The organism is Marivirga tractuosa (assembly GCF_042140215.1).
GTDB lineage: Bacteria > Bacteroidota > Bacteroidia > Cytophagales > Cyclobacteriaceae > Marivirga > Marivirga tractuosa_A.
Genome location: NZ_CP159478.1, coordinates 1,644,472 through 1,668,479, shown reverse-complemented (window position 1 = coordinate 1,668,479; position 24,008 = coordinate 1,644,472). Strand labels below are relative to the sequence as shown.

The 24,008-nt window shown below is 34.5% G+C and carries 19 protein-coding genes; 11 read left to right on the top strand and 8 right to left on the bottom strand.

Annotation, left to right across the window (positions count from 1 at the left end; translation table 11 throughout):
• Positions 1 to 295 precede the first annotated feature (295 nt).
• The gene (gene topA, locus ABWH96_RS07645) at positions 296 to 2,653 is read right to left on the bottom strand and encodes a type I DNA topoisomerase (RefSeq protein WP_375580878.1); all 2,358 of its coding nucleotides are present in this window, start codon (positions 2,651 to 2,653) and stop codon (positions 296 to 298) included.
• A gap of 94 nt (positions 2,654 to 2,747) precedes the next feature.
• Between topA and ABWH96_RS07640 the strand changes: the two genes are divergently transcribed.
• Both ABWH96_RS07640 and ABWH96_RS07635 read left to right on the top strand, forming a co-directional pair.
• Entirely contained in the window at positions 2,748 to 3,287 is a 540-nt protein-coding gene (locus ABWH96_RS07640; RefSeq protein ID WP_375580877.1) for a histidine phosphatase family protein, read from the top strand.
• A gap of 6 nt (positions 3,288 to 3,293) precedes the next feature.
• Positions 3,294 to 4,367: an agmatinase family protein gene (locus tag ABWH96_RS07635; protein WP_375580876.1), complete on the top strand. Its 1,074-nt coding sequence runs from the start codon at positions 3,294 to 3,296 to the stop codon at positions 4,365 to 4,367.
• Positions 4,368 to 4,393: 26 nt separating this feature from the next.
• On the opposite strand, the gene ABWH96_RS07630 is transcribed toward ABWH96_RS07635, so the two are convergent.
• Entirely contained in the window at positions 4,394 to 6,376 is a 1,983-nt protein-coding gene (locus ABWH96_RS07630; protein ID WP_375580875.1) for a tetratricopeptide repeat protein, read from the bottom strand.
• Positions 6,377 to 6,560: 184 nt separating this feature from the next.
• On the opposite strand from ABWH96_RS07630, the gene ABWH96_RS07625 reads away from it, so the two are divergent.
• Genes ABWH96_RS07625 through ABWH96_RS07615 form a run of 3 tightly spaced genes read left to right on the top strand, consistent with a single transcriptional unit; the run spans position 6,561 to position 8,599 of the window.
• Positions 6,561 to 7,103 carry a hypothetical protein gene (locus tag ABWH96_RS07625; RefSeq protein WP_375580874.1) on the top strand — a complete coding sequence of 181 codons (543 nt, stop codon included), beginning with the start codon at positions 6,561 to 6,563 and terminating at the stop codon, positions 7,101 to 7,103.
• Between the two features lie 25 nt (positions 7,104 to 7,128).
• Complete coding sequence (locus ABWH96_RS07620; protein ID WP_375580873.1) at positions 7,129 to 7,896, top strand: LVIVD repeat-containing protein; 768 nt, start codon at positions 7,129 to 7,131, stop codon at positions 7,894 to 7,896.
• Entirely contained in the window at positions 7,889 to 8,599 is a 711-nt protein-coding gene (locus ABWH96_RS07615) for a hypothetical protein (protein WP_375580872.1), read from the top strand. Before ABWH96_RS07620 ends, ABWH96_RS07615 begins: the two co-directional genes overlap by 8 nt.
• Before the next feature lie 67 nt (positions 8,600 to 8,666).
• Here the strand turns inward: ABWH96_RS07615 and ABWH96_RS07610 are convergent, their stop codons facing one another.
• The 3 genes from ABWH96_RS07610 to proC are packed head-to-tail and all read right to left on the bottom strand — an operon-like array spanning position 8,667 to position 11,534.
• Positions 8,667 to 9,866, bottom strand: a complete 1,200-nt coding sequence (locus tag ABWH96_RS07610; RefSeq protein ID WP_375580871.1) for a glutamate-5-semialdehyde dehydrogenase — start codon at positions 9,864 to 9,866, stop codon at positions 8,667 to 8,669.
• Positions 9,867 to 9,920: 54 nt separating this feature from the next.
• Positions 9,921 to 10,712 (bottom strand): glutamate 5-kinase, encoded by a 792-nt coding sequence (gene proB, locus ABWH96_RS07605; RefSeq protein ID WP_375580870.1) that lies wholly within the window; start codon positions 10,710 to 10,712, stop codon positions 9,921 to 9,923.
• 15 nt (positions 10,713 to 10,727) lie between these two features.
• On the bottom strand, positions 10,728 to 11,534 hold the full coding sequence (gene proC, locus ABWH96_RS07600) for a pyrroline-5-carboxylate reductase (RefSeq protein ID WP_375580869.1): 807 nt from the start codon (positions 11,532 to 11,534) through the stop codon (positions 10,728 to 10,730).
• Positions 11,535 to 11,920: 386 nt separating this feature from the next.
• On the opposite strand from proC, the gene ABWH96_RS07595 reads away from it, so the two are divergent.
• Positions 11,921 to 13,954, top strand: a complete 2,034-nt coding sequence (locus tag ABWH96_RS07595) for a copper-translocating P-type ATPase (RefSeq protein WP_375580868.1) — start codon at positions 11,921 to 11,923, stop codon at positions 13,952 to 13,954.
• 137 nt (positions 13,955 to 14,091) lie between these two features.
• Positions 14,092 to 16,155, top strand: coding sequence for a SpoIIE family protein phosphatase (locus ABWH96_RS07590; protein ID WP_375580867.1), 2,064 nt, complete (start codon positions 14,092 to 14,094; stop codon positions 16,153 to 16,155).
• On the opposite strand, the gene ABWH96_RS07585 is transcribed toward ABWH96_RS07590, so the two are convergent.
• The 3 genes from ABWH96_RS07585 to ABWH96_RS07575 are packed head-to-tail and all read right to left on the bottom strand — an operon-like array spanning position 16,152 to position 19,375.
• Positions 16,152 to 17,381, bottom strand: coding sequence for an alanine dehydrogenase (locus tag ABWH96_RS07585; protein WP_375580866.1), 1,230 nt, complete (start codon positions 17,379 to 17,381; stop codon positions 16,152 to 16,154). The genes ABWH96_RS07590 and ABWH96_RS07585 overlap by 4 nt on opposite strands.
• Complete coding sequence (gene tsaE, locus ABWH96_RS07580) at positions 17,374 to 17,823, bottom strand: tRNA (adenosine(37)-N6)-threonylcarbamoyltransferase complex ATPase subunit type 1 TsaE (protein ID WP_375580865.1); 450 nt, start codon at positions 17,821 to 17,823, stop codon at positions 17,374 to 17,376. Before tsaE ends, ABWH96_RS07585 begins: the two co-directional genes overlap by 8 nt.
• Entirely contained in the window at positions 17,813 to 19,375 is a 1,563-nt protein-coding gene (locus ABWH96_RS07575) for a PglZ domain-containing protein (protein ID WP_375580864.1), read from the bottom strand. The genes tsaE and ABWH96_RS07575 overlap by 11 nt, the downstream gene beginning before the upstream one ends.
• A 32-nt stretch (positions 19,376 to 19,407) precedes the next feature.
• Here ABWH96_RS07575 and ABWH96_RS07570 point away from each other — a divergent pair, with 32 nt between their 5' ends.
• Genes ABWH96_RS07570 through lpxA form a run of 4 tightly spaced genes read left to right on the top strand, consistent with a single transcriptional unit; the run spans position 19,408 to position 23,931 of the window.
• Entirely contained in the window at positions 19,408 to 20,628 is a 1,221-nt protein-coding gene (locus ABWH96_RS07570) for an HD domain-containing protein (protein WP_375580863.1), read from the top strand.
• Positions 20,629 to 20,653: 25 nt separating this feature from the next.
• On the top strand, positions 20,654 to 21,703 hold the full coding sequence (gene lpxD / locus ABWH96_RS07565) for a UDP-3-O-(3-hydroxymyristoyl)glucosamine N-acyltransferase (protein WP_375580862.1): 1,050 nt from the start codon (positions 20,654 to 20,656) through the stop codon (positions 21,701 to 21,703).
• Positions 21,704 to 23,098, top strand: coding sequence for a bifunctional UDP-3-O-[3-hydroxymyristoyl] N-acetylglucosamine deacetylase/3-hydroxyacyl-ACP dehydratase (locus ABWH96_RS07560; protein ID WP_375580861.1), 1,395 nt, complete (start codon positions 21,704 to 21,706; stop codon positions 23,096 to 23,098).
• A gap of 53 nt (positions 23,099 to 23,151) precedes the next feature.
• A complete protein-coding gene (lpxA, locus tag ABWH96_RS07555) occupies positions 23,152 to 23,931 on the top strand; it encodes an acyl-ACP--UDP-N-acetylglucosamine O-acyltransferase (protein WP_375580860.1) in 780 nt (259 codons plus the stop codon).
• Positions 23,932 to 24,008 lie beyond the last annotated feature (77 nt).

Sequence of the window (24,008 nt, the reverse complement as noted above, 5' to 3'; positions counted from 1 at the left end):
CTTTCACCCTCTCGTAGTTCAACGATATTAAGTTAAGCTTTAAACATAACCCTATGATAAAACCCTAAAAAATAACCAAGGTTATGTTCCTTTGTCTCCTTTGTGATTAAAAAGTAATGCTTGTTAATCTGTACTATCGGTAGCAAATTTCCACCACAAAGAACAAAAGAAAACAAAAGATTTTTCGCTAAAGCGAAAACCTCGTTAATATTATTCCTTTAGCTTAATAGCATTAAATTGGTGTCAAACCGATCATGACGAAATAAAAAAACCTGATCGCTCAGGTTTTTTTATTCTACTTTTTCTTAGTTGCTTTCTTTTTTGGAGCCGCTTTTCTTCCTCCTTTTTTATCAGGCGTTTTTTCAGCTAATTCCACACATTCTTGATAGGTTAAATCTGTTGGCTCTTTATCTTTAGGGATTTTAACATTCTTTTTACCAAATTTAATATATGGTCCCCATCTTCCATTTAATACTTGGACATCAGGATCTTCATCGAAACTTTTGATGAATTTTTCCCTGTCTGCTTTCCGTTTTTCTTCAATTAATTCTATTGCCCTATCAGCCGTGATATCTAATGGATCCTCTCCTTTCGGAATACTAACAAATTTGCCATCATGTCGAACATAAGGACCAAAACGCCCTATAGCTGCCACCATTTTCTGATCTTCGTAATTACCTAGTTCTCTAGGCAATTTAAACAACTCCATAGCATCTTCAAGCGTGATGTTTTCAATAAATTGTCCTTTTCTTAAGCTAGCAAATTTCGGTTTTTCCGCCTCTTCATCCTCAGGATCAGGCGTTTCACCTAATTGTACCAAAGGGCCGTATTTACCTAAACGCACTATTACTTTCTTACCCGTTTTAGGGTCAACTCCTAATTCACGACCAGTATTAACATCTTTTCTTTCAATGCTTTCTGCATCATCCACTTTTTGATGAAACTCGCCATAGAATTTCTTAATCATGTTATTCCAAATCTTTTCACCTTTGGCAATTTCATCAAATTCTTGCTCTACTTTAGCAGTGAAATTATAATCCGTAACATTAGGAAAATGCTCCACCAAGAAATCATTTACCACCATAGCTAAATTACTAGGGTATAATTTATTTTTTTCGGCTCCGGTAATTTCCGTTTTCTCTGCACGGTTTATTTTTCCATTTTCCAACACCATCTCAACGTATTTCCGATCTTTTCCATCACGGAATTCTTTGTTGACATAGCCTCTTTTCTGAATAGTAGATATGGTTGGTGCATAAGTAGATGGACGGCCAATTCCCATCTCTTCTAATTTCTTCACTAAAGTTGCCTCATTATAGCGAGCTGGCGGTCGAGTGAAGCCTTCTCTGGATTGCATTCTTTTCAAATCCAAAGTTTGACCTACTTGCAATGGAGGCAACATGCCTTTAGTTACATTGGTCTCTCCTTCTTCCTCCTCATCTGTAGATTCAATATATACTTTCAAAAAGCCCTCAAATTTCACCACCTCACCACTAGCACTTAGTGTCTGATCTGTATTAGAAATATCAATGCTCACATTGGTCTTTTCAATTTGAGCATCAGACATTTGAGAAGCAATGGCTCTCTTCCATATCAAATCATAAAGCCTTTGCTCGTTATAATCACTACTTGCCTCTTTTGTAGAGAAATTTGTAGGACGAATGGCTTCGTGAGCTTCTTGTGCTCCAGCTGATTTAGTCTTAAAAGTTCTAGTATGTGCATAATCTGCCCCATACTCTGATTTAATTTCTTTGGCAGCTCCTTCTTTCGCTTCATCAGACAAATTCAGGGAATCCGTTCTCATATATGAGATTTTACCTGATTCGTAAAGCCTTTGCGCTAATGTCATGGTTTGAGAAACAGAAAAACCTAATTTTCTGGAAGCTTCTTGTTGTAAAGTAGAAGTAGTAAATGGGGGCGCTGGAGTTTTCTTAGCAGGCTTTTTCTCTAATTTTCCTATAGAAAATTCCGCATCCAGGCATTTCTCTAAAAATGCCATCGCTTCTTCTTCCGTTTTAAACCTTCCCGGAAGTTCCGCTTTTAATTCTTTACCTTCTACATTAAAAAAGGCTTGAATTTTAAAAAATGATTCCGCTTTGAATTTTTCAATTTCCCGCTCTCTTTCTACTACTATTCTTACTGCAACAGATTGTACTCTACCAGCAGAAAGCCCTGTTTTGATTTTTTTCCACAGAATTGGTGAAAGCTCAAAACCTACCAAACGGTCTAAAATTCTTCTCGCTTGCTGCGCATTTACTAAATCTATATCTATTCCTTTAGGAGAATTAATCGCATTTTGAATGGCTGATTTTGTAATTTCCCTAAAAACAATTCTTTTGGTTCTGGCATCATCTAAATTTAAAGCTTCTTTCAAATGCCATGAAATAGCTTCTCCCTCGCGGTCATCATCAGTCGCGAGATAGATCATTTCTGCTAATTTCGCTTCTTTTATTAATGCCTTGATGACTTCCTTCTTATCTTTGGATATCTCATAAGTAGGTTTAAACCCATTTTCAATGTCGATGGCATTATTTCCTTTTGGCAAATCCCGAACGTGACCATAACTAGAAAGCACTTTATAATCCTTTCCTAAATAACCTTCAATAGTTTTGGCTTTGGCTGGTGACTCCACTATCACTAAATTTTTCGACATATCTACTGGCTTATTTTAAATTGAAATTCAAATATCATTATTTTTTTTTAGAAAAAAAGAATTTAGGTTTTTACTCGTTTATTGAGATAGTTAAATGATTAATCTTAATTTTACTTACAAACAGCTAATCAATCAAATGATTAAAGACCTTTATTTAATTCGCCATGGCGAGGCAGAAGAACCAACTGCCGGCTTAAAAGATGTGGAACGCCAATTAACTGCAAAGGGTTTGCAGGATTCCTCAAAAGTAGGGATGTATTTAAAACAAAAGGAATTTCATCCTGATTTAATGTTACATAGCATTGCCGAGAGGACAACAGAAACTATGCACAGAATTAATGAGCAACTGGGCGTTAAACCTGATCATATTGAAGCCTCAGAAGAAATTTATGAAGCTTCTGCACGCATCATGTTACGTGTTATTTCAGAGATTCCAGCTGAAATGCGTTCGGCTATTATTATCTGCCATAACCCTTCTATCACCTATATTTCGGAATATATTACAGGTGCAGAAGTGGGCTATGTAGAACCAGCAGGTATGGTACATATCCAAATTCCTTTTTCCTCTTGGTCGGAGGTATCGGAAAAAAACTGTGATTTAATTGAACATATTAGACCAGAAGATATTCAATAATAATTTATGACAAAAAAACAGGAAATAATCAATGCCTTTGACCCTAACGGATTAGGCAAAACAAATAATATTTTTGCTTTACCATTCGATGAAAAAACTGCTGATTTAATTTTAATACCCATTCCTTGGGAGGTAACGGTTTCATACGAAGCAGGCACCGCTCAAGGACCACAGCATATTTTGGAAGCCTCCTCTCAAGTAGATTTGTACCAGAAAGACATCATTGATGCTTGGAAAATGGGAATTCATATGCTCCCTATCAATCAGGATTTATTGACAAAAAGCAATAAACACCGAATAATGGCAGAGGAATATATTGGCTTATTAGAATCTGGTGAAGAAAAAAGCGAAAAAGGAAAAAGCCTTTTGAAGGAAGTCAATTCGGTTTGTGCCGAAATGGTAGAATGGGTGAAATCCGAATCTCTAAAACAGCTCGATAAACATAAGCTTTTAGGATTAGTAGGTGGTGATCATAGCACTCCTTTAGGAGCAGTTCAAGCTTTAGCCACCAAACATGAATCTTTTGGTGTGCTGCAAATTGATGCGCATATGGATTTCAGAAAAGCTTATGAAAACTTTGAATATTCACATGCTTCTATCTCTTATAATATGTTGCAGACTGTTCCGCAAATTGAGAAAATGGTTCAAGTGGGGATAAGAGATTTTTGTGAAGAGGAAATCAAATTTGCTGAAAAGCAAGGAGAAAGAGTAAGTATTTTTTATGATGATGATATAAAGGTTGGGATGTTTGAAGGCGAATCCTGGACTATCATCTGCGATAGAATCATAAAAGAATTGCCAAATGAAGTATATATCACCTTTGACATAGATGGCTTGAGACCAGAACTATGCCCAAATACGGGTACACCAGTACCAGGTGGCATTAGCTATTCTGAAATCATTTATCTATTGACGAGGTTAGTTAAAAACGGTAAGAAAATTATTGGTTTTGATTTAAATGAAGTAGCTCCAGGCGAAAATACGGATTGGAACGGTAATGTAGGTGCTAGAATCTTATTCCGTCTTTGCAATTTGATGGGTGTTTCCCAAGGGAAATTGGAATGGGATGAGAGTTTTTAATCGGCTCTCATTTCTCTGCTTTTTACTCATAAAACCCTAAACCCGATCACCAACATATCATCGGTTTGTTCCATCTCCCCTTGCCATCTTTTCATTTCCAGTTCTAGACTCTTACCTTGCTCTGGTAGGCTTTTATTTGAAATGCTTTCTAAAAGTGATTTAAATCTTTTCCGTAGATATTTTTTCTGCGTTTTGATTCCGAATTGATCTGCAAAACCATCAGAACTTAAGTAGAAGGTTTGGTTTTTCTCAAAATCAATCTCCTGAAAAGTGAATTTTTTATCTGGGCTATTGAAATACTCCCCTACTGTATAATTATTCCCCTTATATTCTTTCAATTTATTATGCTCCACCACATAAAGAGGCCTCTTAGCACCTGAGAAAGTCACTAATTTCCTATCATAGTCAATTTTGCACAAAGCTACATCCATGCTGTGATTGCTGGTGGTCACTTCTTTTTGTTTTAAGATTTCCATCACCTTAATATCCAGCTTAGCTAGGATTTTATGTGGCTCAATTTCTTGTTCTTCATTCACAATTTGGTTCATGGTGGCATTGGCAATAACCGTCATAAAAGCACCTGCTACACCATGTCCAGTACAATCAATCAGAGCCAGAATATCACAACCTGCCTGCCGTGAGTACCAATAAAAATCACCACTTACAATGTCTTTAGGTTTATAGAATACGAAAGAGGAAGGAATATTCTCTTTAAAATTATTTTTATTCATAATGCCTTCCTGTATGCTTTTCGCATATTCAATGGAATCCGTTATATTCTGATTCCAACTTTCAAGCTTCATCTTTTGAATTTCAATCGATTGTTTACTCTTTAAAATTTCTTGATTTTGATATTCTAAAAGAGATTTCGCCTTTCGGTTTTGCTTAAATTTTAAAAAGGAAATTATAGCTAATGCCAGTAACAAAATGGAAAAAGCAACTGATCCGAAAATATAAAGCTGACTATTTTGATATTGTAAATCTTTGATCTCTGATTCTTTCCTTAAAAGCGCAATTTCTTTTTCTTTTTGCTCTAATTCTATACTTTTTTCTAATTCGGCTATAGCTCTACGAGAAGTCTCATTAAATAAACTATCATTCATAATATGATATTGATTCATATACAAATATGAATTTTCAAGGTCTTCCAAGTGCAAGTATACTTCTGCAAGTGTACTGTAGGCATCTAACAAAATAGGTTTAGCATTTATGGCATTGGCAATGTCCACTGCATCAAGTGCTGCATTTTTAGCTGCCAAATGCCCCCCCCTTGCATTATGAAGTCTTGCTATTTTCACCAAAGCAGCAGAAATGCCAAATTTATTATCTGAAGCCTCCTCCTTTTTTAACGACTTATTAAAATAATATAGCGCACTATCAAATTCTTGTCTGTTGAAATAGATCTTCCCTATATTACTGTAAGGATCAAATAATGTAGATTGCTCTGGATTTTGATCATAAATATTCAAAACCTGTCTATAATAATTTTCGGCCTCCAATTCCTGGCCTTGATCTAAGTATATATTTCCAATATTATTTAAAATCCTTAATAGTCTGGGAATATCATCAAGTTCATCAAATATTTGTTTAGCATCAGTATAATAGTCCAATGCCCTTTCAAAATCTTCATTGATGGAATAAATATTCCCGATATTACTCAAAGATTTACCTATTCCTTCTTTATCATCCAGTGAATCATAAAGATTGAAGGAAAGCTTATAAAAGCGAAGTGCTTTATCATAATCCCCTTTTTGTTTATAATAAACTCCTAAATTGTTGTAGGCTGTGGCTTCTCCTTGTAGGAAATTTATCCTTTTAGAGATCTCCAAAGCAGTATTCGCATATTCAAAACTTTTGGCGGGCTGACTTTTATATTGAATTTTAAATAAATTATTAAGCCTGGTTACCTCAGTACTATCTTTTGTATTTCCTTTCCTTTGGGAAAAAGAGCTATGACAAACACAAAAAATGGATAAAAGTGTAAAAAAAAATAATCGTTTTGTAATCATATTATATTTCTATCTTGCTAAGATGCTATAAATATTTGAAAAAGTAATATTTTGAAATACTATATTTATCTATAATTTATCAGTATTGGTAGAATAAATTATTTTCATTCTAATCATAAGGTGATTACAACCAATCGTAGCCTACATGTGTCATTAAATCGAACTTTTAAATTTCATAAATCCAATGAAAACACTCATACTTAAACTATTAACACTTTCTGCACTTTTCTTAAGTCTAGCCTCATGCAATACTTGGGAACCTGTCCCCGATTTTGATGTTGAGGAAGTGGAAGGTTACAGGCCAATTTATGCCACAGAAAGTCAAACTGAAATTAAAACTTTGTCTGTAAGAGAAATTGAAGACCCAGGCAAAATTTATGTCATAAATGATTACCTACTTTTGGTTGATAGACTAAAAGGTGTTCATGTCTTCAACAATGAAGATCCGGAAAACCCGGAAAATATTGGTTTTATTCAAATTACGGGTAGTAATGATGTAGCAGTTAGAGATAATATTTTGTATGCTGATCAAGCCATGGATTTATTAGCTATTGACATTAGCAATCCAGAAAATGTCAAAATAGCTTCTAGGGTAAAAGGTGTTTTCCCATTTGGAGTTCAATATCCACAACCACAGGGTGTATATTTTGAATGTCCAGACCCTGAAAAAGGTTTAATCGTAGGGTGGGAACTCACCACACTTCAATCTCCAAAATGCTATCGATAATTTCATTTAAAACTAACCTTAAGTCATGAAAAATTTAAAATTACTCCCACTTATATTCATAACCATTTCCCTTACCCTATTCATCTCATGCTCAAGCGACTCCGAATTTGATGGCTCAGGCGAAGGCAAAGGAGGATCAATGGCCAGATTTACTTTTCTTAAAGGCTATTTATATATAGTTGATGAAAGCACTTTGAAAACCTTTGATATTAGTAATCCTGAAAATCCAGATTTACTGGGAACTGAAAATGTTGGAGATGGTGTAGAGACAATATTCCCATATGAAAACTATTTGTTTTTGGGTACCCAATGGGGAATGAAAATTTATTCAGTAGAGGATGGGCCAATACCAAATTACTTATCAGATTTTGAACACTCTTTTTCATGCGATCCAGTGGTGGTGTCCAATAGTATAGCTTATGTAACCTTAAGAAGCGGAACCACTTGTCAGACAGGAGAAGATCGAATGGAAGTGGTAGATGTTTCAGATTTAAGAAACCCACAATTATTAACTACTATTCCAATGGAGAACCCTCATGGATTATCAGTGAGCGATACGGTTCTTTTTGTATGTGAAGGTGACTTTGGCTTTAAAGTTTTTAATATTAAAGACAGGGCAAACCCGGAACTTATATCTCATTACGACAGCATTCCAAGCTATGATGTAATTACAAATTATGGTAGAAAAGAGTTGATTATCACAGGTAAGAATGGCATATTTCAATATGATTATAATGATCCTTATAATTTAAAAGAATTAAGTCAAATCCTTAGTGCACCTGCAAATGAATAAACTTTTAGCAATAATAATTTTCGTATGCATTTCATCTGTTGGTTTAGCTCAAAACAACTCTATTTCCAAAGACAGTAGCGATACTCAATACAAACCATTATTGCTTTCTTATATTTCCTTAAGCTCCAATTTTGAAAGTTATAATTCATTTGACATTGGTTTAATGAATACATTGGGAACCAGAAGTGCTATTGGAGGGGAAATAGGTTATATATATAATTTACAGGGACTGAATCCAAGTATAGAACCAGATTGGTATACTGAAGTATATGGGGTAAAAGCTTATTTCTATTATCGGTATTTTTTGGATATTGAAGAAAACTACCCCTATAATTCGAAAACTTTTATAGACATTGAGCCACAGTTTTATTGGGCAAGTTTTAATGCAGAAAGAATTGCCGGCTATAGCTGCAATGATGAATTTGGGGACTGTGAATACTATAGGTTTTATGACTCTAGAGTAGACCGAATTGTACCTGCGTTAAATATCAAAATGGGTAAAATATATGATTACGATCCTTTCTACATTACAATCTTTGTTGGGTTAGGATATAGATATATTCATGAATTTTCTGAAATGGATAATGCGGATGTAGTACCTGATAAAATTTTTAATTCAAGAGGAGAAATTAGCGATCTTCAAACTGGAGGAGTAGTGAAATTACGATTAGGATTACAGCTTGCCTATAATCTATGGAACTAAAATGTTTATAAACAGAAAAAGCTTGCCACCTGGCAAGCTTTTTCAACTATCCATTTCTATTTTAGAATTACTTCCTTACTTGTCCGTTTCCTAAGACATAGTATTTATTCGTAACTAATTGCTTTAATCCTAAAGGTCCTCTATGATGCAATTTATCGGTACTAATTGCCAACTCAGCTCCTACCCCCATTTGGCCACCATCAGTGAAACGGGTTGAAGCATTGTGATAAACAGCTGCACTGTCAATTTGCTCCATAAATTTCTCCGCATCTGACTGAGTCTCTGTTAAAATGATATTGGAGTGTCCTCCAGAATATTTATTGATAAATTCAATGGCATCATCCAAATCCTTCACTGAAGAAATTGCGGCTTTCATGGCTAAGAATTCCTCATACCATACATCTTCGCTATCAATCTTATCATTAGTTTCCAAGTGATCAATAACTTTATCACTAGCCACAATTTGAACACCTTTTTCACTCAATACTTTTTCAATTGTTTTAAGCGTTTCTTCAAATTGAGGATGATTTTCATCTACCAATATTTTATCCAATGCATTACATCCTGAAATTTTATCCGTTTTAGCATTCACAAGTACTGGAATAACTTTTTCCATATCTGCATCTGGTGCTATATAGGCAAAGTTGTTCCCTCTACCACTGACTAAAACAGCACATTTTGCATGTTCTTTTACGAAATCAATCAATCTTTCGCCTCCTCTAGGAACAATCAAATCTAATGGTTGGTCAGGATTTCTTAAGAATTCCTGAGTGGTTGGTCTATCCATTTTCAGATATTGTATCCAATCATCTTCCAACCCATTTTCTTTTAGAGATTGATGCCAACATTTTACTAACTCCTCATTACTATTATGGGCTTCTTTACCACCTTTCAATAATATTTTATTATTGGCTTTAAATGCTAAAACAGCTGCTTCGATAGTTACATCAGGGCGAGATTCATAAATAATCATAATCGTCCCGAAAGGAGCTGCTTTATTGGTTATATTCAATCCATTTTCAAGAGTATCCTCACTGATTACAGTCCCAACTGGATCGTCTTGATCTTTCACTTCTTTAACTGCTCTGATCATATCATCGACTTTAGCCGAATCTACAACCAAGCGGTCGTAGAGTGCTTGATCATCTCTGTCAAATGCATCTAAATCTTTTTTATTTGCAGCAATGATAGCATCTCGATTTTTATCAAGATTATCTATCATAGATTGTAATACTGCATTCTTAAGTTTTGTATTTAAAAGCTTCATAAAAGCGTATAAATTTAAGTTTAAAATAAATTACATTGAGAATCAAAGAAATTATTACTCCTCTTTGTAAATCCTAGTCCCTACATCTTTACCATGCACAATGTCTATAATAACATCCTCACGTTTTCCGTTAGCAATGTATGTAACGATATCTTTAGATGCAGCACCTTTGGCTACGTTGATCTTGGATTCCATTCCTCCACGACCTTCTCCTTCTTTTTTATCGGATTCCTGAATAAATTGTTCCACTTCCTGATCTGTACTTACACTTTTGATCACATTAGAATCATCATGATCAGGGTGACCATCAAAAATCCCATCTGTATCGGTAAGCAATATAAGTGCATCTGCATCCACTAGTTCTGCTACTAAGCTTGCCAATTCATCATTATCAGAAAACATAGACATAGATAATGAAACGGCATCATCCTCATTCGCTATTGGAATAATTCCTTGACCTAATAAGCCTTCATAGCAATTGATCATATTATCCCTATGCCTACCAAAATCGAAATCCCTTTTGGTTGCCAAAACTTGTGCACATCTCATTCCATAATCATGAAAGATACTGTAATAATGACGCATCATCCTTGGTTGTCCAACGGCAGAATAAACCTGTCTTCTTTGAGCGGCATTATCAATTGTATCAATTTCATTATCATCTAGCACTTCTTTTCCTGCTATAACAGAACCAGAAGAAATCAAAACAGTCATGACATCCTCCTCATAAAGTCGTGCTACTTGATCTACTATCCTTTTCAAAATGGGAACTACAATGCGATTATCCTTATTGGTCATCACATTGGTTCCGATTTTAACAACAATTCTTTTACTATGTGTTTTCACAATTCAATATTATGTTTACGATTCTTTTCCTAATTCAACGGCTCTGTTGAATGCTGCATAAGCTGCATCTTCAATCAATTGCTTGATATTATTATCTTCCATTGAATCCAAAGCAGCACGAGTTGTTCCTCCTTTTGAGGCAACTCTTTTCATCCAACCTTCAGGACTTAAATCAGATTTGTTAAATAACTCTACAGCACCTTCGAAGGTTGTTCCAACCAATACTTTTGAATCATGAACAGAAAAACCCATTTTCTTGGCTGCTTCCATCATAGAGTGCATAAAATAGAAAACATAAGCTGGCCCACTACCTGAAATACCAGTAGAAGCATCCACATCATTTTCTGTATCTAATCTTACAGATCGACCCGTAGTATCCAATAAATTTTCTACAGTTGAAAGCTCTAATCTTGAAACCTCATCAGAAGCAGTAAAAGAAGTCAATCCTTTTCCAACCTGCGCAGGTAGATTTGGCATTGCTCTTACCACCTTGGTAATTCCTAACCCGTCTTTCATGCTTTGTATAGTTACTCCAGCCATGATGGAAATCACAATCTGATCAGGAGACATCATTGGTTTAAGCTCTGCAAACAACTCATCAGTATGATAAGGTTTTACAGCAATGAATATAATATCAGCTTTTGGAAGGCAGTCCGAGAGGTTAGTAAAAACATCAAAACGGCTAATTTTTTTAAGTTCTTCTGTTTTTTCAGGACTGGTATCTGAAATCATTAAGTTGTGGTTCGATAGAAATTCAGATTTCACTAAGGCTTTAGCATAAGCTAAACCCATGTTTCCAGCTCCTATTACAAGTACTTTCATAAGTAAATTTTTGTTTATTAAATATAAAGAATTAATTCCAATTGTGCTTCAGCCTATGCAAGCATTGTGCATCTAAACCCATTTTTCAATAAAAATGATGAATATTCGAAAATTATTTAATATTTAATTACCTAATATTCAGACACTTAAAATGATTATTATAAGAAATTCAAATTAATTTTAATTCTATTAAGACTTTTTTGACTCATGCGCCATATAGGCAAAAAGCTGCAATAATGACAGGCTATCTTACAATTGTCAATAATTGGCGCTAAGAAAATAAGATTCCGACTATTAAATCATACCACTCGAAACATTATCAAATTAATTCCATTAATAGTATAGGTTACTTTTTATAGTATTTATCATTTTAACTAATTTTTTCAATGTCTTCAAGCCAACAAGATTCTCAAAAAAAGCATGATCACCATGATCATGAAGGTCATAATCACGGTGAACATGATCATCATGAGCATCATGCACATATGATAGAAGATTTTAAAAAGCGATTTTGGATTTCTATCATCATCACCATTCCTATCATGATTTTAGCACCCATGATTCAAGAATTGCTGGGATATGAATTACGTTTCCAATACGATAGATATGTTCAATTTGCTTTGTCCACTGTAGTATTTTTCTATTGCGGATTTCCATTTCTTAAAGGGTTAAAAGATGAGATAGCCGATCGAAAACCAGGCATGATGACTTTGATTGCACTAGCAATTAGTGTTGCCTATTTTTATAGCTCCGCTGTAGTTTTCGGGCTGGAAGGTAAAATATTCTTTTGGGAACTAGCTAGCTTAATAGCTATCATGCTTTTAGGGCATTGGATTGAAATGAAATCGATAATGGGAGCTTCTGGAGCTGTAGAAGAATTGGCTAAATTACTTCCTTCAACTGCCTTGAAACTAGATGAGAATGGAGATACGCATGAAGTAAAAATATCTGAATTAGAAGCTGGAGATTTAGTGCTTGTAAAACCAGGAGAAAAAATCCCTGCCGATGGCATCATTGAAAAAGGTAAAAGCGACATAAATGAATCTATGATTACAGGCGAATCAAAACCTGTAAGCAAAAAAGAAGGTGATGAAGTAATTGGTGGTTCTGTAAATGGTTCTTCTTCTATTCAATTTAAAATTAAAGAAGATAGCGAAGGTTCATATTTGAACAAGGTGGTGGAAATGGTAAAATCCGCTCAAGAGACTAAATCCAAAACTCAAAATCTTGCCAATAAAGCTGCTGCTTGGCTATTTTACATTGCCCTTTTTTCTGGCTTTACCACTTTGGGGGTCTGGCTCTGGCAAGGAAAAGAATTTGATTATGCTCTTGAAAGAATGGTAACTGTTATGATTATTGCTTGTCCTCATGCATTGGGCTTAGCTATGCCTTTGGTAGTGGCTATTTCAACCTCTGTTTCTGCCAAAAATGGTTTGCTTATAAGAAATAGAACTGCATTTGAAAATGCTCGCAAAATCACCACTATTATTTTTGACAAAACAGGTACGCTCACAAAAGGAAATTTTGTGGTGAGTCAATTTAAAAGTACTTCAGATGATTTTAAGGATAAAGACATTCTAAAAATAGCAGCATCCCTTGAAAAAGAATCCGAACACCCAATTGCATCAGGAATATTAACAAAACATGAAGAAGAGGAATTAGATTTTGAAGATATTTCTGACTTTGAAAACTTGACAGGTGAAGGTATCCAAGCAAACATTAATGGGGAATCAATCAAAGTGGTGAGCCCTGGCTATTTGGAAGAAAATAAAATCGAATTACCTGAAGATACAAAAAATGAAAAGGCAGAGACGATAGTTTATATTCTGAAAGATAAAGATTTGATAGGCTATATTTCCCTTGCTGATGAAATAAGGGATGAATCATATGAGGCTGTAAAAATATTGAAAGAAAATGGCTTAAAAGTCATTATGGCTACCGGTGATAATGAAGAAGTCGCAAAATCAGTCAGTAAAGAATTAGGCTTGGATGATTACTATGCTGAAGTACTTCCCGAGGATAAACAAAAAATAATTGAAGATCTCCAAGAAAATGGCGAAATAGTAGCCATGACAGGTGATGGTGTAAATGATGCTCCTGCTCTTGCCAAAGCAGATGTAGGAATTGCAATCGGTTCAGGAACTGATGTGGCAGCTGAAACAGCTGATATCATTTTGGTAAACAGCAATCCAATGGACATAGTACACCTTCTTGCATTCGGAAAATCTACCTATCAAAAAATGATGCAAAACCTATTCTGGGCAGCTGGATATAATATTGTCGCCATCCCTATGGCTGCAGGAGCTTTAGCTTTTGCAGGAATTATTCTAAGCCCAGCTGTTGGCGCTGGATTGATGAGTTTAAGTACAATTATAGTAGCCTTAAATGCTCAATTGCTGAAAAGAAAGATGAAGAACTGAGGTATATCCAAATTAGATTCATTCAAAAGAGAAAAAGAAAAGCATAATTTATCTAAAACATTAAATACCTTAACCTTTGATTTATTATAAAATGAATTAATAAATTGCATATCAATAACAAAATCAATCAGCTGTAAGTGTATAAAGTATTATTCATTTTTCTGGCATTTTTTAATCTGACCGTTTTTGGTCAGTCAATCAAAGAATTAAAGGAAGATTTAGATAATACAAAATCTGATTCTCAAAGAATGAGATTATTCTACGATTTAAGCTCGAAGTATCAATTCAATGATAGTGAGCAAGCCATTTCTTACGCTGAAAAATTACTGGAATTAGCTATTGAAAAGAAAGACACTAATAATATTGTATATGGAAAAGCAATGATTGCATACTCCTATTACAATTTAGGAGCTCTTGATAAAGCCTTAAAAATATATTTTGAAGCTCATGATATAGCTTTAGAATCTCAGCAAGAAAACCTAATCGATTATATCATTACCCACCTTGCCCTTACTTATGATGAAATGGGGAATTATGCTAAAGCCTTAGAATACTACCGACAGAATATTCAGTATGCTGAGAAATATAATCTCCCTGAAGACAAAATGATTGGCCTATTAAACATAGCTGACATGTATATACGCATGGAGGAATATGATTCCGCTGAATTTTATGCCGAGAATGCCATTAAATTAGAAGATTCAACTGATAAATATATTCAATCAATAGCCTACATAAACTATGGAGTGGCATTAGAAAGAAATAATGATTTTGATAAAGCCTTAATCTATCTTTTGAGAGGCTTAGAAATTCAGTATTCTTCCGATCCTGATTTTGCTGCCATAAGCGAGGCTTACTTGACGATTTCGAATATTTATCTGAAGAAAAATTCATATCAGAATGCCTTACAATTTGCAGATTCCTCAGTTTTTAATTCAAAAAAATCGAAGTCCAATTATTACTTAAGGAAAGGCTACGAATTAAGGAGCAAGATTCATAAATCACTTGGAAATGAATCAAAAGCATATGATGATTTGAGAAAATTTGTAGAAACTAATGACAAAATTTACAGTGAAGAAACAACTGAAAAATTCCTTGAACTACAAGAATTATATGAAGCTAAGCAGCGAGAAGCTGAAATAAATTTACTCAAACATCAAAGTAAATTAAACAAGGAATCGATTACCCGAAAGAATATATTAATATTAGCGACCTTAATCATCCTTTTACTTTTAGCATTATTTTTAGCAGTATACATTAGTAGAAACCGATTAAAGCAAAAAGCTTTAACATTATTAAACTCACAAAATAAAGAGATTGAAGAAAGAAACCTTCAGCTGGGCGAAATGACTGAGGAGCTTAAAAGTCAAAAAGAGGAAATTGAATCGCATAGAGATCAACTTTCGGAAGCATATGAGATTTTAGAAAAAAGAAACAAGGATGTAACTGACAGTATAAATTATGCTCAGAAAATTCAAAATTCCTTATTGCCCGACCTCAATATTATTAAAAAATCAATCCCTGAATCTTTTATTTTTTATAAAGCCAGAGATATTGTAAGTGGGGATTTTTATTGGTTTCATCAAAAAATATCCAATGGAGAAGAAATAAAGTTTATTGCTTCAATTGACTGCACTGGCCACGGTGTTCCTGGAGCTTTCATGAGTATGATTGCAGATGCGCTTTTATCTCAAATAATTATTGAATTAGATTACGATAAGCCTGCAGCAATATTATCTGAAATGGATAGAAGGCTAAAAATTATGCTAAAACAAGATGATAAATATGGTAATGATGGAATGGAGATTGGGCTTTGCGTGATTCACACAGATAAAATGATTTTTGCGGGAGCTGGACATAAATTATATTATTTTAAAAATAATAAATTAAATGTCATTAGGGGCAATCGGTTTTCCTTAGGTGAATCTTATATCAAACATGAAAAACTGGATTTCGAAAATCATATTATTCCTAAAGATGAGCCTTTGATGGCCTATTTATTCTCGGATGGCATCCAAGATCAATTTGGCGGGCCAAAGGACAAAAAATACGGCATTAAAAGGCTAAGAAAGTATTTAGAATCCATTCATAAAGAGCCAGTCTACCAACAAGAAATTCACATTAAAAATATTGTGAAAAATTGGAAAGGAAATAAAGAACAAGTAGATGATATGCTTTTAATAGGCTTCCGATTAAACTAAAATCTGGCCGCCATTAATAAACTCAACTCCTTATATTTAAGATCAAATTTTTTGGCCAAATGCATATTGGTTAGACTTCCTTTATAAGTATATACCCCTTTCATAAACCATGAATGGGTAAAAATCATTTCTTCAATCCCGCCCACATCACCTGCCTGCAGCAACATAGGAGTTAAAATATTACTTACGGCATTACTTGCTGTCCTTGAGACCCTTGACGCTATGTTAGGAACACAATAATGAATGACATCGAATTTTTTGAAAGTTGGATCGTCATGAGAAGTAACTTCAGAAGTCTCAACGCACCCCCCTTGGTCAATGCTCACATCAATAATCACCGCATCTTTACGCATATTCATCACCATTTCCTCTGTGACAATACATCTGTTCCTCCCCTTTTCAGCTCTTATGGCACAAATCAACACATCTGCCTCCATTAAGGAATCACTAAGCATGACAGTATCAAGTGTGCTAGTGTGCACTGGTTGACCCAATGCGTGCTTAATTCTTCTTAATTTATAGAGGTGATTATCGTAAATTTCTATATTGGCTCCTAATCCTAAAGCTGCTCTGGCGGCATATTCCCCAACAGTTCCAGCACCCAGAATTACGACCTTGGTAGGTCTAACCCCTGTTATACCACCTAAAATAATTCCTTTCCCTTCATTTAAGTTACTCAATAATTCCGTGGCGATTTGAATAGCTGAAATCCCTGCTATTTCACTCATAGCACGAACTACTGGCATTCCTCCTACTTTATCTTCAATCAATTCGATACCAATCGCATTGATTCTCTTTTCATTTAAATATTGAAAATATTCTTTGTTTAATTGACCAAACTGAAGAGCAGAAATTAAAAAACTTCCTGGCTTAAACATTTCAATCTCCTCTTTAATTGGAGGCTCAATTTTCACCACTAGTTGTGCTTCAAATGCTTCTTTAGCAGAATAAACGATTTTAGCTCCTGCATCACTATATTCATTATCAGTGAAATTACTACTCAAGCCCATCCCACTTTCTACTATTACTTCATGTCCGTTATTAGACAATAAAGCTACAGCACCTGGCGTGAGCGGCACTCTTTTTTCTTGCAAAGAAATTTCATTTGGAACACCAATCTGCATGGCGTTCTTACCACGTTCTACTGCCAATAACTCTTCTTGAGGATAAAGGGCACTTTTTCTTGCCAGAACGTCAAAGCCTTTTCTTGAAACTTCCTTAGCCATGCTTACTTATTTTAAAATTTCTTTTTGTTTGCTCATTGGAAAGGCTAATCTCAATCAATAAAAATTGATCAGGAATAAAAGAAGGAATCATTTCAGGCCACTCTATCAAGCAAAGTTTATTCGAATAAAAATAATCCTCCACTCCTATTTCAAATGCCTCTTGCTCATTTTTAATTCGATAAAAATCAAAATGATAAATTCCCCCTATTTTAGCAGACATGTATTCATTTACCAAACCAAAGGTAGGGCTACTAACATGATCTTCTACCTTTAAATAATCACATAAATGACTAATAAAAGTAGTTTTTCCACCCCCCATTTCTGCCTTAAAAAGCCATATTTTATGACTTTTTCCGAAATCATAAATTTCAGCAACCAGCTTGGGTAAGTCAACTAATTCTATATCCGAAAATGTTATGTTTTCAGAGATTTCACTTTCCATCTTTCGAAGTTAAGGAAATAATGGGAATTATCATTTCTTCCATTGAAACTCCTCCATGCTGAAAGGTATCTTTAAAATAATTTACGTAATAATTATAGTTGTTGGGATAGGCGAAAAAGCTTTCTCCTTTTGTGAAAACATAGGAGGTACTTACATTAAGTTTCGGTAAATGAAAACGCTCTGGCTTAGGTGCTTCTAAAACATCATTGTTATTTTTATAGCCTAAGTTTTTCCCTTGTTTGTATCTTAAATTACTATTAACATTTCTATCACCAACAATTTTAAAAGGTTTTTTTACTCTAATAGTCCCGTGGTCAGTTGTAATCACCACTTTAGCTTTTTTAGTAGAAATACGCTTTAATAAATCTAAAAGTGGAGAATGTAAGAACCAACTTTTAGTCAATGAACGATAAGCTGATTCATCTGGTGCTAATTCACGAATCATTTTCATGTCCGTTCTGGCATGGGAAAGCATATCAACAAAATTATAAACCAACACATTCAAATTATGATCCATCATAGCAGAAACATGCTCCAGAACTTGTTTACCCTGGTTAACATTCACAATTTTATTATAAGTAAACTTTCCTTGAATGTTTTTCCTTTTCAGATGTTTTTCTAGAAATTTATCTTCAAAATTATTTTTCCCCTCATCATCATCTTCAGTCACCCACAATTCAGGATGTTTTTTTGCCATTTCATCTGGCATTTGTCCTGAAAATATAGAATTTCTGGCGTAAGCGGTAGTAGTGGGCAAAATAGAATAATAATTATCCTCTTCCTCTATATTAAAGTATTTGAGAATCTCTGGCTCTAATAGCTTCCACTGGTCGAACCTCAAATTATCAATTACAATAAAAAATACGGGCTCATCTCCCATTTTAGGGAATACCTTTTTTTCCATTAATTGATGGCTCAACAAAGGTGCTTCATCCTGATATTCGTTCAACCAGCCTTCATAATTATCATCTATAAATTTTGCGAAATTGGCATTGGCTTCTACATGTTGCATAGAAAGCACTTCCGACATGCTTTGGTCATCCGTTTGATCTATTTCCAAATCCCAAAAAACTAGCTTTTTATACATCTCAGCCCATTCAGCATGATCCATAACATCTCCAAAGGCCATACTGATATTTCGAAAATCTTGCTGGTAGCTTTGATTGGTTTTTTCCGAAACTAGTCGCTGATTATCCAAAATCTTTTTAACCGAAAGTAAAATCTGATTGGGGTTTAGTGGCTTAATCAAATAATCGGCAATTTTAGAACCGATTGCCTCTTCCATAATATATTCTTCCTCACTTTTTGTAATCATTACTACAGGAATATTGGGATTATAGCTTTTAATAAGGCTCAATGCTTCCAATCCCGTCATACCCGGCATGTTCTCATCTAAGAACACAACATCAAATTTTTGTTCTTTACATAAATCTACTGCCTCCGAACCATTATTTACCGGAGTAATTTGATAACCTTTGTTCTCTAGAAAAATAATATGGGGTTTTAGCAGATCAATTTCGTCATCTGCCCATAAGATTTGATAATTTTGCATAGTGTATATTTGAGCCTTTAAAATTATTTGATTTGAAGAAGTTAAAAAAGGTAAACGATCCGATTTATGGATTCATTACAATAAAAAGTGAATTACTTTTCAGTATTTTCAATCACCCTTATTTTCAACGCTTACGCAGGATTCGACAATTGGGTTTAAGCGAATTGGTTTATCCTGGCGCCACCCATACTCGTTTTCATCATGCTTTAGGCGCAACTCATTTAATGGGCTTGGCTTTAGATCACCTAAAAGAAAAGAATGTTACTATAAATGAGGTAGAATATGAATCGGCTCAGATTGCAATATTACTTCATGACATCGGACATGGCCCTTTTTCTCATGCTTTAGAATATAGCATAATTAAAGGCATAACCCATGAAAATATTTCTTTGCAATTTATGAAATTGCTTAATAAAGAATTTTCAGGAAAATTGGATACCGCTATTGCAATGTTCAAAAACACTTACAAAAGAAAATTCTTCCATCAGTTGATTTCAAGTCAATTAGATGTAGATAGATTAGACTATTTGAACAGAGATTCATTTTATACGGGGGTTTCAGAAGGAAATATAAGTGTTGATAGAATTATAAGCCATTTGGATGTGATTGAAGATGAAATAGTGGTAGAGGAAAAGGCTATTTACAGCATTGAAAACTTCCTAAATGCTCGTAGATTAATGTACTGGCAAGTTTATTTACACAAAACAGCTTTAAGTGCCGAAAGAATGCTAGTTCATTTAATGAGCAGGGCTAAAGAGGTTCATAGTTTGGATAATATATCACCTGCTTTAAAATATTTTTTAGAAAATGATTTTACTTTAGAAGAGTTTCAAGAAAACCCTGAAATTGTTCATCAATTTTCAAAGCTTGATGACTCCGATATTTGGCATGCCATCAAAGTATGGGAAAACAACAAAGATAAAGTACTTAAAAATTTAAGTCAAAGGATTCTACAACGTGATTTATTTAAAATTAAATTGGAGAATGAACCCCTTAAAAAAGCAGATATCAATACTTTAAAAGGCAAAATCACACAAGAATATAAATTATTGAATAGAGAAGCCGCTTTTTTTATTTCCCATGGAGAAGTGACAAACTCAGCATATGTATTAGGAGGAAAAAGTATCAAAATAATCACTAAAAAAGGAAAACTTATGGATATTACTCAAGCCGCTGATTTACCAAATATCAAAGCCATGAGTAAAATAGTCAAAAAATATTACCTATGCCTACCTAAAAACGTATCTTTGTAAATTATAGCAACCATAATCGTAATACATGGAGTTTAGCGTAAATCAAATAGCCGGAATGATTGGGGGCACGGTTGAAGGTGATGGGGAAAGATTAGTGGATAATCTGGGAAAAATAGAAGAGGGTAAAGCCAAAACAATCAGCTTTTTATCAAATGAAAAATATGAAAGCTACATCTATAAATCCGATGCAGCCGCCATAATAGTAAAGAAGAGTTTCACACCAAAAAATCCTATTAAGCCAGCCTTAATAAAAGTCGAAGACCCTTATTCTGCCTTTACTCAATTATTGGAAGAATATAACAAGATTATGTCCTACGCTAAATCTGGGATAGAATCACCTGCTTTTATTGGAGAAGGGAGTTCCGTGGGAGAGAATATTTATCGTGGAGCTTTTTCTTATATCGGAAATAATGTAAAAATTGGAAGAAATGTCAAAATTTATCCTCAAGCGCATATAGGTGATAATGTAGAAATTGGAGATAATACCATCATTTTTCAGGGAGTAAAAATTTATTCTGATTGTAAAATTGGTATCAATTGTAATATTCAGGCAGGTACCGTAATCGGAAGTGACGGCTTTGGGTTTGCTCCTCAAGCAGATGGTACTTACAAAACAATTCCACAATTAGGGAACGTGATTTTGGAAGATAACGTAAGCATTGGTGCCAATACTACTATAGATTGTGCCACTTTAGGCTCTACAATTATTCGAAAAGGAGCTAAAATTGATAATCTAGTTCAAATTGCACATAATGTTGAAATAGGTGAAAATACAGTAATAGCCTCTCAAACAGGAATTTCAGGAAGTACAAAAGTAGGCAAAAACTGTGTGATTGCAGGGCAAGTTGGAATAGTTGGGCATATTGAAATAGCAGATAAAACGACTGTAAGTGCCAAATCTGGAGTTTCTAAATCTGTTAAGCAAACTGGTACAATTCTTTCTGGCATGGTAGGTTTTGATCATAAACAGTACCTTAAAGCCAGCACTTTATTCAAGAGATTACCGGAATTACATCAACAAGTTCAGCAATTGGAAAAAATAGTTTTAAATTTGCCGTCTGAAAAAAAGAACTAAATGTATAATAAGCAGCATACTATTAATAAAGCCGTGAGTGTTTCAGGTGTGGGACTTCATACCGGCCACAAAGTAACTTTAACTTTTAAACCAGATGAAATTGATAGCGGCATAAAATTTCAGAGGGTTGACTTACCCGAAAAACCAATCATAGAAGCAGATGCTGATTTGGTAGTAGATACTTCAAGAGGGACTACAATTGCCAAAGGAGAAGCAAGAGTATCTACAGTAGAGCATGTTCTATCGGCCTTAGTAGGTCTGCAGATTGATAACGTTTTAATTGAGGTCGATGGACCAGAAACCCCTATCATGGATGGAAGTGCTAAATTATTTTATGAAGCATTGGAATCTGTGGGCTTATCAGAGCAAAATGCACTTAGAAACTTTTTCGAAGTTCCCGAAAGTCTATTCCTTACGGATGATGAGAAAAATGTAGAGATGGCTTTATTGCCTGTAGATGACTACAGAGTTACGGTTATGATTGACTACAACTCAAAAGTATTAGGTAGTCAACATGCTTCTTTGAATAATTTAGCAGATTTTAAGAAAGAAATATCAACCTGCCGTACATTTGTGTTTCTGCATGAACTTCAGCAGCTTTATAATAACAACTTAATAAAAGGTGGTGATTTAAATAATGCCATAGTAGTAGTGGATAAACTAGTTTCTGATGATGAATTAAAAGAACTAGCTAAGATTTTCAACAAACCTAATATCGAAGTCAAAGAAGAGGGAATTCTTGACAATATCGAATTAAGATTCAAAAATGAGCCTGCACGACATAAATTATTAGATGTGGTAGGTGATTTGGCATTAGTGGGCAGACCTATAAAAGGTCAAATATTAGCAGCACGACCAGGTCATTCAACGAATGTGGCTTTTGCACAAAAGATTAAGAAATATATCAAGAAAGCGGAGAAATCTGCTCCTAAATATGATCCTAATGCAGAGCCTGTGATGGATATTGATGGTATTTCCGCAATGCTGCGCCACCGTTATCCTTTTCAGTTAGTTGATAAAATTATCCATCAGGATCATAAAACCGTAATAGGGCTAAAGAATATCACTATAAATGAAAACTTTTTTCAAGGACATTTTCATGGAAATCCTGTGATGCCTGGCGTATTACAAATTGAAGCCATGGCTCAAACAGGTGGTATTTTAGTGCTTAGCTCTGTTGAAGAACCTTCTGAATACTGGACATACTTTCTAGGTATTGACAATTGCAGGTTCAGAAAAATGGTGAGACCTGGCGATACAATTATTCTGAAATGTGAACTCCTGGCTCCAATTAAAAGAGGAATAGCCAAAATGCAAGGATATGCGTATGTAGGAAATAGTATTGTAAGTGAAGCGACACTTACTGCTAGAATTGTTAAAAAAGATGAAGAATAATACCTTTTAGAAGGTAAATAGAACAAGCATTTAATGCTTAAATAATAATTTACATGGACAAGTCATTAAACTACATTCATCCTGACGCTAAAATTGGTCAAGATGTAATAATCGAACCTTTTACCTTCATTGATAAGGATGTGGTAATTGGAGATGGCACTTGGATTGGCCCAAATGTCACTATTAATTCAGGAGCTAGAATCGGTAAAAATTGCAAAATATATTCAGGGGCTACAATTTCAGCTGTTCCACAAGATTTAAAATTTAGCGGAGAGGTAACCACAACAGAAATTGGGGATGGAACCGTCATCAGAGAATATGTGAACATCAGCAGGGGGACAAGTGACAGACAAGTTACAAAAATTGGCGCTAAAACCCTTATTATGGCATATGTGCATATTGCGCATGACTGTATAATAGGAGATAATTGTATTTTAGTTAATTCCGTTCAAGTTGGGGGACATGTATCAATTGATGATTGGGCAATTATTGGTGGAGCAACAGCAATACATCAATTTGTAAAAATTGGAAGTCATGTAATGATCTCTGGCGGATCCTTAGTTCGAAAAGATGTTCCTCCTTATGTAAAAGCTGCACGTGAACCTCTTACTTATTGCGGAATAAATTCTGTAGGCTTGAGAAGACGTGGATTTAGTAATGAAAGAATAAACGATATTCAAGAGATTTATAGAAGTCTTTACTTAAGTGGAAAAAACAATGCGGAAGCACTTGAAAATATAGAGACCTTAATAAGAAGCAGTGAAGAACGTGATAATATCACAGCCTTTGTCAGAAAATCTGAAAGAGGTATCATGAAAGGCTACGGAAACTAATCTATCCAAATTAAAAATCATTTGATTTGGCTCCATTAAATGAATAAGATTCCTATTTGAAGTTTTAAATAGCACTA